Source organism: Neobacillus sp. MER 74, from assembly GCF_023714155.1.
Window position 1 is genome coordinate 401,566 of the sequence record NZ_JAMAUV010000002.1, and the last position, 13,797, is coordinate 415,362.

Genomic DNA, 13,797 nt, shown 5'->3' on the forward strand with positions numbered 1-13,797 from the left:
TAGACTATTCCTTGCTATTGTTTCATAAAAATGACTTTTGTTCAAGAATTGTTTGAATTTTTGTGACCATTAAATCAATCGCCACATGATTATGGCCGCCTTCAGGGATAATAATATCTGCATATCGCTTAGTAGGTTCAATAAATTGATTATGCATCGGACGAACAACATTTAGATATTGTTCAATAACGGAATCAAAGGTCCTGCCACGCTCACTAATATCACGTGTCAAACGGCGGATAATTCGTAAATCTGCGTCCGTATCTACGTACAATTTAATGTCCATTAAATTTCGTAGTCGTTCATCTTCAAGTACTAAGATTCCTTCTAAAATGATTACATCTTTTGGTTCTACAGGGATGACCTTGTCAGAACGTGTATGGATTGAATAGTCATAAACAGGTTTTTGGATGATTTCATATCGTAAAAGTTTTTCGATATGTTCAATAAGTAAGTCATTATCAAACGCAAGCGGGTGATCATAATTTGTTTTCAAACGCTCTTCAAATGGTAAATTACTCTGGTCCTTATAATAATAATCCTGTTCTATCACTAAAATCGAAAGATCTTTCAACGTTTCATAAATGGATTTTGTTACACTGGTTTTTCCGGAGCCGGAGCCGCCGGTTACACCAATAACAACCGGTTTACGCATCATGCTAGTTCTCCTTTCGCATCATGTTGTTAGGGTAGACCGGTTTGTCCAATTTAAATTGTACAATTTGAAGTGGATGTCTTGCTGCGTCCAATTCATTACCTTTTTCATCCCATATTTTATCAATGACATGTGTAAAGTTTTGAATTTCAGGTCCAAAAAATTCCACTTCTTCACCTGGTTTAAAATGGTTTCGCTGCTGAAGTGTAACCATTTGGGTTTCTGGATTATAATGCAAAACAAGACCTACAAATTCAAAATTTGTCTTCTTGCTATGATTACCAAACATCTGCTCTTTATACCCCGGAACACCTTCAAAAAATGCTGGTGCTGTTTCTCGATTAGCACACTTGTCCAGCTCTGTTAACCAATCCTTCTGGATAACAAAATTCTCAGGATCGGCGCAATAAGCATCGATTACTTTGCGGTATACACTAACGACTGTTGCAATATAGTGAATGGATTTCATTCTGCCTTCAATTTTTAAACTATCGATTCCAAGTTCAATCATTTGCGGGATTGCTTGAATTAAGTTAAGATCTTTCGGGCTCATTGCAAATGGAGCGTCTCCCTCTTCATAGAGAGCCACTTCTTTATTGCTGCCTTCCAGTTGGTAAAGATCATAATCCCAGCGGCATGATTGACAGCAGCCGCCACGGTTTGAATCTCTCGCAGTCATATGGTTACTCAAAGTACAACGGCCTGAATAAGCGATACACATGGCACCATGAATAAAGGTTTCAATCTCGACATCGACCTTTTCTTTCATTTCCTTAATTTCTTCTGCGCTTACTTCACGTGCTAAAACAACTCGCTCTGCCCCTGACTCTTTCCAAAACTGAGCTGCCTTCCAGTTAGAAAGTGATTGTTGTGTACTAATATGGATTTCAATTTCCGGTGCAAGACGGCGGCAAGTTTCAATAATTAACGGGTCTGCAACAATAATTCCCGCAATTCCTGTTTTCTTCAAGCCTAAGATATATTCCTCTAATCCGTCCAAATTTTCATTATGAGCAAAAATATTAGTAGTTACATAAATCTTTGCTCCATAGTTCTTAGCAAACTCTACACCCTCTTTCATTTCTTCGAAGGTAAAGTTGTCTGCATTTGAACGAAGTCCATACTCCTGGCCACCGATAAACACGGCGTCAGCACCATAATGGACAGCAATTTTTAATTTTTCAAGATTTCCAGCTGGAGCAAGGAGTTCCGGCTTCTTAACAATGACACGTTTTCCATCGATAATTTCAGAAATCTTATCTTTAACTGTACTCATAGCTGAACCCCTCCAATTGTCTAGCTTCTGCGCCTAGGCGCTTCCACTTTTCTGTTAATAAACGGTCTCTTTGAAAAAGAATCCTGTATCTAATGAACGATTTTCTGGCTGAATTTCTTCAATTGCAGCTAAAAGCTCGTCCTTTTTATCTTCATATGCGTCTGGATCTTCACTAAATAAATCGATGGCTTCCCGGTAAGCCTTTGTTACTGCAAGAATATATTCAGAGCTTTTTAAGATTCCATCTATTTTAAACGAATCTACACCCGCTTCTAACATTTCTTGCAATTCATCAATGATACAAATATCATTTGGACTCATAATATGGGTTCCATTTTCGTCTTCAAAAATGGGGTATTTATTCTCACGTTCTTTATCATGCAGGAACATATTCTTTTCCATTTTGCGGTTTTCGATTTCTAATACCTTCCCTTGGTATTCATAATAATTTCCCAGCAAGGAACGTTTCGATTGGAACATACAACTCATCCCATGAACTTGAACTTCGATTTCCACTTCTGCATTTTCTTTTGTTTCCACAATGGCGTCCATGTTTATTTCTCTGGCAAGGACAGCTCTTTTTGCACCCTTTGTTCCCCAATAGTTGCAAGTAAACCAGTTTGTTCCAGTGGTTTCCGTACCCCAATGGAGTTTCATATCAGGAGCAACCTCTCTGGCAGTCATTAAAACGGCTGGGTCACCGAAAATAATCGCATCAGCCTTTGCGTCAGAAACAAATTTAATATAATCATCTAATTCATCAATTTTTTCATTATGAAAAATCGCATTCATGGCCACATAGACTTTTTTACCTTTTGAATGAGCTAGTTCAATCGTTTTTTGTACATCGTCACGAGTAAATTCACCCGCCAGCCGCAGCCCATAGCGTTGTTCACCAATTACAAACGCATCTGCACCTGCTTCAATTAATGGCAAGATATCATCAACTGTCAACGGAGTTACAAGTAATTCCGGTTTTTTCATTCCCTCTCACCTCTTCTTTTACTGATCGCAACCCCATCCCCTACAGGTAGAATGACCGAATGATAATCTGGATGGCTCATTAACCAGTGGTTAAATTCATCAATTTTTTTGACGAGATTACGAATTCTTTTCGTTTCAATTTCTGGTTCAGCGACCAGTCCTTTAAATAAAACATTGTCAGTAATGATCATTCCATCATCACTTAAATATTTTGAATACATCTCAAAGAACTTTTTATATTGACCTTTTGCTGCATCAATAAAAATGACGTCAAATGAGGCATGGTCTTTCACAGCATCCTCAACTTCTAGTGCATCACCTTTAATCAAAGTAATTTGATTTTGATGTTCCGAACGTTGAATAAATTCCTCTGCCACTTGCAGCCGTTCCATATCACGTTCGATGGTAACGATATGGGCTTTTGGCAACGCATCAGCCATTCGTAAGGCTGAATAACCGATTGCCGTGCCTACCTCAAGAATTCTTGCCGAACGGTGAAGCCGCAATAATTGAAGCATGGTTTCTATACCCGCGAGTTCCATAATAGGAACATTATGAATACTTGCATAGTTTTCCATTTCTGTTAGTAATGGATCTCGTTCTGAAATAAGACCTTCTATATAAGAATGCAGCTTTTCATTTAACAAGCTGCCCTCACCTCTATCCTTAAATAAGAATTGCACTCATGTAGCAATTCTCTAAGTAAAATACTTTTATTATCTCTATCCATAATGCTCTTTAGACATGAAAAAATAGCGTTCACAGTAATCTTCAGCATTTAACGGCAAAAATCCGCCATCATGCGTTCCAAGCAGTTGCTGCTTAGGGTACCTTTACTGTGAGTTACGCTATGGATCCTTTATTAAAATACTTGAACTATTTTATCATAAACCAAACGTAAATTTCAACAAAAAAACGAGGGAAAGCGATTGTTTCCCTCGTAGAAGCCTTTATTTTTTACTAGTAATATGTTTTGCTTTTTCTTTATTATGTTCTTCGAGTGTTTTTGTAAAAATAACCTCTCCGTCAGCTGTTGCTATGAAGTAATAAAAATCTGTTTGCGCAGGATCAAGTGATGCTTCAATCGAAGACTTTCCAGCATTGGCAATTGGTCCTGGAGGTAAACCAGTATTTTGATAAGTGTTATAGGGAGATTCCACTTCTAGATCCTTATATAATACCCTTGCCTTGTGTTTCCCTTGTGCATAGAGAACAGTTGGATCCGTTTGGAGCATCATTCCCTTTTTTATGCGATTATAAAAAACACTTGCAATCGTTTTGCGGTCTGCCTTTTCGGTTGCTTCCTCTTCTACTAAGGAGGCCATTGTCAAAAGTTGATGAACAGATAGCTTTTTCTTCTCACTTTGTTCCGCATAGTCAGATAATACTGTCCGCGTTTTCGTAAGCATAGCAGCAACCATTTCCTCCACTGAGGGATTATTTTTATAAAACGGATAGGTTGCAGGGTACAAATACCCCTCAAGAGGATATTTCACTGAGGAATTTAAGATTTCCTCTGTTAAGATATCAGGATATTTAGCCATCAATGATTTAATAAATTCCTGATCGTTCAATTTATTAAAAACATCATTTTCATTCTGCTTAGTTGCTTTCGCCATGATCGCAGCGATTTCCCTTAGTTGTTTACCTTCTGGTATTGTAATTTTGAAGCTGGCTTGTGCCAGTACTTTTCCCGTCTTGAGGCGGTTGACGATTTCAGGGACATCCATAGACGGACTTAGTTGATATTGCCCTGCCATAAACCCGCCTTCATTTTTTAACTTAACATAATATTTGAATACTTTTGCACTCTTTATTATGCCATTTGATTCTAATGTTTCGGCAATACCAGTTACCGATGAACCTAACGGAATATCAACCTGTTTAAACTTCTTGCTATCTGCGTCAATAGGTTTAAGCGCTGAATCTATATACAAATATCCTCCACCACTGATTAAGAGTATAAATAATAGCAATAAAATAGAAATAATCAAAACTATCTTTCTGACAACTTTTGCTTCTTTTTGATGTTCTAACATTTTTTTACGAATAACATCTTTTTTTGTATCTGTATGGTTTGTTGTCATTTGACTCCCCCTTTCCTTTGACTCATCGAACTACGTACGAAAAAATAGACCATCTTAATTATTTCAGCATATAGTAAGAAGAATGTCAATTTAACAATAAATTTGTCAGATTTTAAAACGAAATCCATAAAAAAAACCGACCATGGAAATGGCCGGTTTTTCTGTTTCTATTCTTCGTCTTCTTGGTCTTCGTTGAAGGTATTGAAAACTTCTTCAACCATGTCCCATTCTTCGTCTGTTTCAATTTGCATTAACGGACCATATCCGCCGTCTTCTGTTGGAATGTAGGCATAGACATGGATATCGACATCTTCTTCCTCATCATCAAAAGATCCGACTGGATAAAAGAATACATAGGACTTTTCGAATTCCTCAGAATCAAAAGTAAAAAGTACTTCATGTAACTGTTCATTACCATTTTCGTCTACTAATGTAATATATTGTTCCTCTTCATGTTCGTGCTCGTGCTCGTTTACCATTTCTTCACCTCATTAATTTTTACTATCAAGATAGCCTTGCAAAATCATTACTGCTGCCATCTTATCAATAACTTTCTTCCGTTTTTTCCGACTCACATCGGCCTCAAGTAATACGCGCTCAGCTGCCATAGTTGTAAGACGCTCGTCCCAAAGAATTGTTTGAACGGCAAATTGCTTTTCAATTTCATCGGCATATTGCATACTTGCTTCTGCACGTGGTCCGATCGTCCCGTTCATATTTTTAGGCAGACCGATAACAACTTTCTCTACTTGATACTCTTTTATTAATTGACCAATTTCCTCAAAACCAAACTCATTTCTTTCTTCATTGATTTTAAGAGTGGTGAGGCCCTGAGCAGTCCAGCCGAATTCATCGCTTAACGCCACACCGACTGTCTTCGTGCCTACATCTAAACCCAATAAGCGCATTATTAACCCTCTCGCTGCTGTTTAAGATAGGATTTTACCAATTCCTCAATAATTTCATCACGTTCAAGCTTGCGAATTATATTGCGAGCATCACGATGACGTGGAATGTAGGCAGGATCTCCTGATAATAGATAACCAACAATTTGGTTAATCGGGTTATAGCCTTTTTCCTGCAAAGCTTCATACACTTGATTAAGAACATCATTGATATCATGTTCAAATGGTTCTTCAGGAAAATTGAATCGCATCGTTTTGTCAAATGAGCTCATTGCATGCACCTCGCTTTTTATTTGAGGAAAATTATTCTATTTCTCTTCATTTTACACTACTTTATTTCAATATCAAATGGATTTTACCCATTCCTCAACGAATTGAAGCGCTGCATCAAGCTTTTCTGGGTCTTTCCCACCAGCTTGAGCCATGTCAGGACGACCGCCGCCGCCACCGCCGCAGCGTGTAGCAACTTCTTTGATTAACTTACCAGCATGGTAACCTTTTTCAATTAGATCCTTCGTTACCGCTGCAATTAAGTTTACCTTTCCTTCCTGTGCACTTCCCAAAACAATCACAACAGAGCCAAGCTTTTGCTTTAAGTCATCCGCCATATTTCTGAGGTTGTTCATATCAGCACCTTGAACATTTGCCGTTAATACAGTCACCCCATCAATTTCTTTTGCTTTGGTTACGAGATTTCCAGCTTCAATATTTCCAAGCTTCGTTGCAAGAGATTCGTTCTCTCTGTGAAGTTGTTTGATTTCAAGCATCAAACTATCAATTCTTGCAGCGATATCTTTAGGATTGGTTTTTAGTTTCTCAGCTGCATCCTTTAACATACCAACCTGCTCATTTAGGGACTTATAAGCCGATTCACCGGTTACTGCTTCAATCCTTCTTGTACCAGCACCAATTCCACCCTCAGAAACAATCTTAAATAATCCAATCACCGAGGTATTCGGTACATGGCATCCGCCGCAAAGCTCAAGACTGTAGTCTCCCACTCTTACGACACGAACAATGTCACCATATTTTTCGCCAAAAAGAGCCATCGCTCCCATTGCTTTTGCTTCAGCAATTGGTTTTAAGCTGATATCCAGTTCGATATTTCTCCAGATCTTTTCATTGACGATTTGTTCAACCTGTTCAAGTTCTTCTGGCTTAATTTGACCGAAATGCGAAAAATCAAAGCGGAGACGATCAGGTTCTACGAGGGAACCCGCTTGATTCACGTGCTCGCCAAGTACGTCTTTTAAGGCTTGGTGTAACAAATGTGTCGCTGTATGGTTTTTAATAATTTTGACACGATTTTCGGCATCCACTTCAGCTTTCACTTTGTCATTCGTTCTTAAGGTTCCAGCTGTAACCATGACTTGATGTAGATTTTGACCATTTGGTGCTTTTTGTACGTCCTTAACAGCAACACTGCTGCCTTCACCTACAATTACACCACGGTCAGCAATTTGTCCGCCGCTCTCGGCATAGAATGGTGTCACATCTAGAATTAATTGTACTTCCTCACCACTTGTCGCACTGTCAACAAGTTCACCATTTTTAATAATCGCTGCTATAGTAGAATTTGTTTTGAGTTCATCGTAGCCAACAAATTTACTCTCAACCTTTACATCACGAAGGACTCCACCTTGAACCTGCATCGAATCAACATCTTGTCTTGCTGCACGGGCACGTTCACGCTGCTGCTCCATTTCGACCTCGAAGCCGGAATGGTCTACCTTCATCCCCTCTTCTTCGGCATATTCCTCTGTTAATTCAACAGGGAATCCATAGGTATCGTAAAGTCGGAAAATATCAGCACCTTTGATGGTATCACTGCCTTTTTCTTTTTCCTTCTTAATGACAGTTGCTAGAATCGCTAAGCCTTCATGAAGTGTCTCATGGAAGCGTTCTTCCTCACTTTTGATAACTTTTTGAATGAAATCTGTTTTGTCCTTTACTTCTGGATAGAAGTCATCCATAATTTCGCCAACTACTGGTACGAGTTCATACATGAATGGACGATTAATGTTGATTTGTTTGGCATACCGAACAGCTCTGCGCAGCAGGCGGCGAAGTACATAGCCACGGCCTTCGTTGGATGGCAATGCTCCATCTCCGACAGCAAAAGCAACCGTCCGAATATGGTCAGCAATTACTTTGAACGCAACATCGGTTTCTTTGTTTTGACCGTACTTTTCACCAGAGATCTCTTCTGTTGCACGAATAATCGGGATAAATAAATCTGTATCAAAATTGGTAGGGACGTTTTGTACAACAGAAGCCATACGCTCTAATCCCATCCCCGTATCAATATTTTTCTTTGGCAGCGGTGTATAAGTGCCGTCAGGATTATGATTGAATTGTGAAAATACAAGGTTCCATACTTCCAAATAACGGTCATTTTCACCGCCTGGATAAAGCTCTGGGTCTGATGGATCATTTCCATACTCTGGACCGCGGTCATAAAAAATTTCAGTATTCGGGCCGCTTGGGCCTTCTCCAATATCCCAGAAGTTCCCTTCTAAACGAATAATACGCTCTTCTGGCAAACCAATGGTGTTTCTCCAAATGTCATATGCCTCGTTGTCTTCAGGATGGATCGTAACTGAAAGAAGTTCTGGATCCCAGCCAATCCATTTTTCAGATGTTAAGAATTCCCACGCCCATTCAATCGCTTCCACCTTAAAATATTCACCAATGGAAAAGTTACCAAGCATCTCAAAGAATGTATGGTGTCGAGCCGTTTTCCCAACATTCTCAATGTCATTGGTTCTAATTGATTTTTGTGCATTTGTAATTCTCGGATTTTCAGGAACAACACGTCCATCAAAATATTTCTTTAAGGTTGCGACACCACTGTTAATCCATAAAAGTGATGGATCATCATGAGGCACTAGTGATGCACTTGGCTCAATCGTGTGACCTTTTTCTTTGCTAAAAAACTCTAAAAACATGGAACGAATTTGTGAACCTGTTAAATCTTTCATATGTAGAAGACCTCCTTTTTTATAAAAAAGCATACAAAAAAGCCCTCATCCCAAAAAACAGGGACGAGAGCCTATCTCGCGGTACCACCCTGATTATGGATACAATAAAACGTATCCATCTCTCAAAAAACCCTTAACGCAGGCATACGGCAGTGATTAGCTGCACTCCAGATTAGCTTTCTGTCGTCCTTCATCTAGAGCTTCTTTCAGCTAGGGAAGCTCCTCTCTTCTTCGCAAATGCGATACAGATGGACTACAACATACTTTATCCTTCAACATTTTCATCCAATGACTCTATAACACGAATTATAGACACCCGAAAAAAGTTTGTCAAATCAATCTTTCCGCTTAAGTGCTAGGTTCCTTTGCATTCCTTCGAATAAAATGATTTTTCGCATGAATTATGGCTACTTTGATCACCACAAGGACCGGGACGGCCAAGATCAGTCCCAGAATCCCGCCGATTTCTCCTCCAGCTGTTAATGCAGCCATAATAATTAAGGGGTGCATATGAAGACTTTTCCCCACAATCAAAGGGGATAAAATGTTTCCTTCAAGAAATTGGAGACCAAACACGATAACTAATGTAATCAATACTAATTTTACGGATGATGTGGCAGCGATAATGACGGCCGGGACTGCCCCGATGATGGGCCCAAAATAGGGAATGACGTTTGTAATCCCCACTATTAAACCTAATATTAACGGATATTTTAAATGGAACAGCCAAAACAATAGGGCAGAGACACTGCCAATAATGATACATACCAGTAGTTGTCCCCTAATATAGCTGCCAAGGGATTCATCCACATCCTTCAGGAATAGCGTCCCTTTTCTCCGCCATTGTTTAGGTGTTATATACCAAATTGCCCGTTTGATCAACGGAAAATCCTTTAACATATAAAAGGCAATAAATGGAATGATCATCATAATTAATGCGGAATTAAGAAACTTAATTAAAATATTGACAATGACCGTTAATAAGGAATCCAGTTTTTTTTCAAACGCATCAATGCCTTCATCCATTCTAGTCTGCAGACCATCTGGCCATTCCCGTGTGTGCGATTGAAGCGTAGTAATCCATCCTCTGTATTGCTCTGCTAATACTGGTGCACTTTCAGAGAGATCTTTTATTTGGTCAATGATTGCTGGAACTCCTTTATACACGCAAAAGCCGAGTCCACCAAAAAATAAGATATAAATTAGAAAAATAGCTAATCCACGGTGGAGACCCTTTTGATGTAATTTTTCCACAATTGGATGGAGCAAGTAGGTGATAAATGCTCCAATTGCAAAGGGAAGAATAATAAGGATAACCACCCTTAAAATAGGCAGCCACACAAAGCGGATTTTTAGAAAAACATAAATAGCAATTAATAAAAGGAGTAAAAAACCGATGCGGTAATACCACTTCATACGAATTTCCACATTATCCGAGCCTCCCTTCAGGTTAGTGTTAGAGACACTCGGTAAAAATATGCATTAATAATCCCCCTCTGCTGCGAGGGGGATTCGTTCTAAAAAATCGCTCGTTTTACTTTCTTTGTCATTCTTTTCATATTGCGGGTGGACATCATATTATTTCTTTGGGCGACATTATAGGCTGCCATCCCCGCACCAAACGCAATCATCGTCGTCATCATTTTATTCATACGTTTCACCTCTTTAATAGACGTTAAATAAGTTTCTACTCACTTTGATAACGGTCTAGCATAGCATTTCCGCTTTTCTCTCTTAAAGGGTGTAACGACGCTCTTCTTCTTCAAACAAATCGTCCAAGGAACTAAGTGACCCGTCTTCTTCGACTTGATGGGTATTGATTAGGCCTTTGTTTACTGAAAGTTCAATAAAGCAATTCCAACAATAATATTGGTTAATTCCAATTTTACCGATATCCTTACTTTGACAATTGGGACACTTTAACATGGAAAGACACCTCACGTATTATTTACATCTACGATAATGGCATCCTTTCCGATTGCTAAGGGCTTCCCGGATTGAATGACTTGTTTGCCTTCCGTAAGATCCGAAAAGAAGCCATCCGTGATTTCGTACCCTATGATTGTGCCCAATTCCTCCTGAAAATATACATCTTTTAACAAACCAAGGGATTCCCCGCTTTTTGAAAGCATCATCATCCCGTCTAATGGCTGTTGATGTGTAAGTGTATATTGGGGGTCTTTCAGCTTTACTAAAGAGGTGTTATCCTCAATCATTACCCCATCTACACCGAAGGAAGCCACTTTTTGGATATCCAAAAAAAAGGATTGTTTGAAAAAAACGCCTTTTTTTACCAATAATCCGTCTACCCTGCCGGTGCTCGAGATACATAAATCACTTACCTCGCCAATTTTCTGACCGCTGTTTGTTTCAAAAACAGGCTGTCCTTTTAATAAAGAGAATGTCCGCAAAGAGTGTCCCACCTCCTGTGAACATTCATAGTGTTAGTCATTTGCCATGAAATCATAAGGTGAAACGTTTTCCATTCCAACCATTGGATTAGCCTGCATGAATTTTTCTTCGTAGGACATGGCAGAACCTATTTCTTCACCTTGGTCATTACTTTCTATCGCTGTATTTGATTCATGCTTTTTACCAACATGTGAAGCCGGTGCAATCGACTCTTGCAGCTTTTGACACAATGTAGTTTGACGGGAAAGTTCATCCGCTCTTTCTACGCCCATTTTAAGAGCATCGACTTCACCGCAAAGAATTAAGGATTGTTTACTTCGTGTGATGGCTGTATAGATTAAATTTCTACGTAACATCCGATAATAACTTCTTGTCACTGGCAAAATGACAATCGGGAATTCACTGCCCTGCGATTTATGGACGGAGCAGCAATAGGCGTGGGTAATTTGAGTTAAATCTTGTCTAGTGTACTCGACTTCATTGCCTTCAAAGGAAATGTATATCATATCCTGTTTTTCGGTGTTTTCCTTCGAATAGATAATCGAGATAATTTCCCCAATATCCCCGTTAAAAACATTGCTTTCTGGTTGGTTCACCAGTTGGAGTACTTTATCACCAATCCGATATTTGACCTCACCAAAAGCAATTTCCTTTCTTTTACCATCAGGATTAGGATTAAATATTTCCTGTAATAAAACATTCAAGCGGTCAATTCCAGCAGGCCCCCTGTACATAGGCGCTAACACTTGAATATCCTTTGCGGAATAGCCTTTATTTTTCGCATTAAAGGCGACTTTTTCAACCACTTGTGCTACCTGGGCTGTTGAACATTTAATAAACGACCGATCTGCTTGCTTCTGAGTGATATCAGCGGGCAAGTAGCCTTTTTTAATTTCATGGGCAAGTTCAATAATTGAAGAACCTTCTGCCTGTCGGTAAATATCCGTTAACCGTACGGTTGGAATCCGTTCAGATGTGAGCAAATCTTTTAAGACCTGTCCCGGTCCGACCGATGGTAATTGATCTTCATCACCAACCATGATGACTTGGATATTTTCGGGAAGCGCCTTAAACAATTGATTTGCAAGCCATATATCGAGCATAGAGGTTTCATCTACGATGATAATTTTCCCTTCGAGCGGACTTGCATCGTCACGGTCAAATCCTTCTTGACCATTAAATCCAAGTAAGCGATGGATGGTTACCGCAGGGAGGCCGGTCGATTCACTCATCCTTTTAGCGGCTCTTCCAGTCGGGGCTGCTAATAAGAACGGAAAGGGTTCGCCTTTTTTCTGGTAATCCTTAAGCTCTAAGGAACAGCCATGCAGTTCTGAATAAAGTTCTACAATTCCTTTGATAACCGTAGTTTTTCCTGTCCCTGGTCCACCAGTTAGAATCAACATAGGCGACATTAACGCCGTTTGGATGGCTTCACGCTGCGAGGGTGCATATTGGACACCCAGTCGTTCCTCTAAACTTCCTAATGAGAGAAGAAATTCAGATTCCGGAAATTGATCCTTATATTCGGTTTGTTCGAGGATACGCTGGATATTTGTTACTAGCCCTTTTTCGGCAAAATATAAGGATGGTAAGTACACGCGTTTCTCTTCACCAATTAATTTGCCCTCTTCTTGCAGCTTGATGACTTCATTTGAAATATCTATGTATTCTATTTGATCGCGCTTGTTCTCTTCTAAAAGGTCTTTTACCTGTTCCAATAAGTCCTCAGCATGGATGTAAACATGCCCCGTCTGCATGCTTTCATTTTCAAGGATGTAGAGACAGGCTGCCTTAATCCGGTCAGGGTGATTCCCAGAAATCCCTAGTTGGTACCCGAGTTCATCCGCCCGGCCAAAACCGATTCCCTCTATATCTTCAACAAGTTTATAAGGATTCTTCTGCATAATTTCAAGCGTCTGTTCTTTATAGGCTTGATAAATCCGCATCGAGATTTGAGGTCCGAAGCCATATTGATTTAAAGCGACCATGACTTGCTCTAACCCTTGATGCTCCATTAATGTATCGTAAAGCATTTTTGCTTTTTCTGGAGGGAGTTTTGGAATGGAGTCGAGCAATGACGGCTGGTGGAGAATCTTTGAAATGGCGTCCTCTCCTAAGGTTTCAACAATGTTTTCAGCCGTCTTTTTCCCAATACCTTTAAACATCTCACCTGATAAATAGTTGATGACCCCTTGTTTCGATTGGGGCATATCTTTGCGGAAATGATTGGTATGAAATTGCAGTCCAAACTTAGGATGATCCTTAAATTCCCCGAAAAAGATATAGGTCTCCTGTTCATGGATTTTTGGAAAATAACCGGTGACCACAGCCTCTTTGTCCTCATAAGAATGATTGGTTTCATCGACTCTTATTCGTAAAACCGTGTAAAGGTTTTGTTCATTGTGAAAAATGGTGACAATCGGTCTGCCTTTTACAAATTTCCCCTGTTCAGCAAATAAATCCAACGTGTCTTGCTTTTCCATTTAGCTCCCTCCCT

14 protein-coding genes and 1 other annotated feature are annotated in these 13,797 nt (G+C 39.5%); all 14 genes read right to left on the reverse strand.

The window, feature by feature from the left end; all coding sequences use genetic code 11:
* Nucleotides 1-22: 22 nt before the first annotated feature.
* A complete protein-coding gene (udk, locus tag M3610_RS06430) occupies nt 23-658 on the reverse strand; it encodes a uridine kinase (protein ID WP_098575581.1) in 636 nt (211 codons plus the stop codon).
* A 1-nt stretch (nt 659) separates the two neighbouring features.
* Complete coding sequence (locus M3610_RS06435) at nt 660-1,931, reverse strand: peptidase U32 family protein (RefSeq protein ID WP_251457462.1); 1,272 nt, start codon at nt 1,929-1,931, stop codon at nt 660-662.
* A 54-nt stretch (nt 1,932-1,985) separates the two neighbouring features.
* Nucleotides 1,986-2,915 (reverse strand): peptidase U32 family protein, encoded by a 930-nt coding sequence (locus tag M3610_RS06440; protein ID WP_251457465.1) that lies wholly within the window; start codon nt 2,913-2,915, stop codon nt 1,986-1,988.
* Nucleotides 2,912-3,562 carry an O-methyltransferase gene (locus M3610_RS06445; protein WP_251457467.1) on the reverse strand — a complete coding sequence of 217 codons (651 nt, stop codon included), beginning with the start codon at nt 3,560-3,562 and terminating at the stop codon, nt 2,912-2,914. The genes M3610_RS06440 and M3610_RS06445 overlap by 4 nt, the downstream gene beginning before the upstream one ends.
* Nucleotides 3,563-3,865: 303 nt before the next feature.
* On the reverse strand, nt 3,866-5,002 hold the full coding sequence (mltG, locus tag M3610_RS06450) for an endolytic transglycosylase MltG (RefSeq protein WP_251457470.1): 1,137 nt from the start codon (nt 5,000-5,002) through the stop codon (nt 3,866-3,868).
* Nucleotides 5,003-5,169: 167 nt separating this feature from the next.
* Nucleotides 5,170-5,481 (reverse strand): DUF1292 domain-containing protein, encoded by a 312-nt coding sequence (locus tag M3610_RS06455; protein WP_098575586.1) that lies wholly within the window; start codon nt 5,479-5,481, stop codon nt 5,170-5,172.
* A gap of 12 nt (nt 5,482-5,493) precedes the next feature.
* Complete coding sequence (gene ruvX / locus M3610_RS06460; protein WP_098575587.1) at nt 5,494-5,910, reverse strand: Holliday junction resolvase RuvX; 417 nt, start codon at nt 5,908-5,910, stop codon at nt 5,494-5,496.
* 2 nt (nt 5,911-5,912) lie between these two features.
* Nucleotides 5,913-6,179, reverse strand: coding sequence for an IreB family regulatory phosphoprotein (locus tag M3610_RS06465; protein WP_026563485.1), 267 nt, complete (start codon nt 6,177-6,179; stop codon nt 5,913-5,915).
* Nucleotides 6,180-6,251: 72 nt separating this feature from the next.
* Nucleotides 6,252-8,888 carry an alanine--tRNA ligase gene (alaS, locus tag M3610_RS06470; protein ID WP_251457473.1) on the reverse strand — a complete coding sequence of 879 codons (2,637 nt, stop codon included), beginning with the start codon at nt 8,886-8,888 and terminating at the stop codon, nt 6,252-6,254.
* A gap of 56 nt (nt 8,889-8,944) precedes the next feature.
* Nucleotides 8,945-9,173: a binding site (T-box leader), on the reverse strand.
* A gap of 63 nt (nt 9,174-9,236) precedes the next feature.
* Entirely contained in the window at nt 9,237-10,316 is a 1,080-nt protein-coding gene (locus tag M3610_RS06475) for an AI-2E family transporter (RefSeq protein ID WP_251457476.1), read from the reverse strand.
* 89 nt (nt 10,317-10,405) lie between these two features.
* The gene (locus tag M3610_RS06480; RefSeq protein WP_098575590.1) at nt 10,406-10,540 is read right to left on the reverse strand and encodes a YrzQ family protein; all 135 of its coding nucleotides are present in this window, start codon (nt 10,538-10,540) and stop codon (nt 10,406-10,408) included.
* A gap of 82 nt (nt 10,541-10,622) precedes the next feature.
* Nucleotides 10,623-10,814, reverse strand: a complete 192-nt coding sequence (locus M3610_RS06485; protein WP_026563482.1) for a hypothetical protein — start codon at nt 10,812-10,814, stop codon at nt 10,623-10,625.
* A gap of 11 nt (nt 10,815-10,825) precedes the next feature.
* The gene (locus tag M3610_RS06490) at nt 10,826-11,299 is read right to left on the reverse strand and encodes a PRC-barrel domain-containing protein (protein WP_251457479.1); all 474 of its coding nucleotides are present in this window, start codon (nt 11,297-11,299) and stop codon (nt 10,826-10,828) included.
* A 33-nt stretch (nt 11,300-11,332) separates the two neighbouring features.
* Nucleotides 11,333-13,783 carry an SF1B family DNA helicase RecD2 gene (gene recD2, locus M3610_RS06495; RefSeq protein WP_251457482.1) on the reverse strand — a complete coding sequence of 817 codons (2,451 nt, stop codon included), beginning with the start codon at nt 13,781-13,783 and terminating at the stop codon, nt 11,333-11,335.
* Nucleotides 13,784-13,797 lie beyond the last annotated feature (14 nt).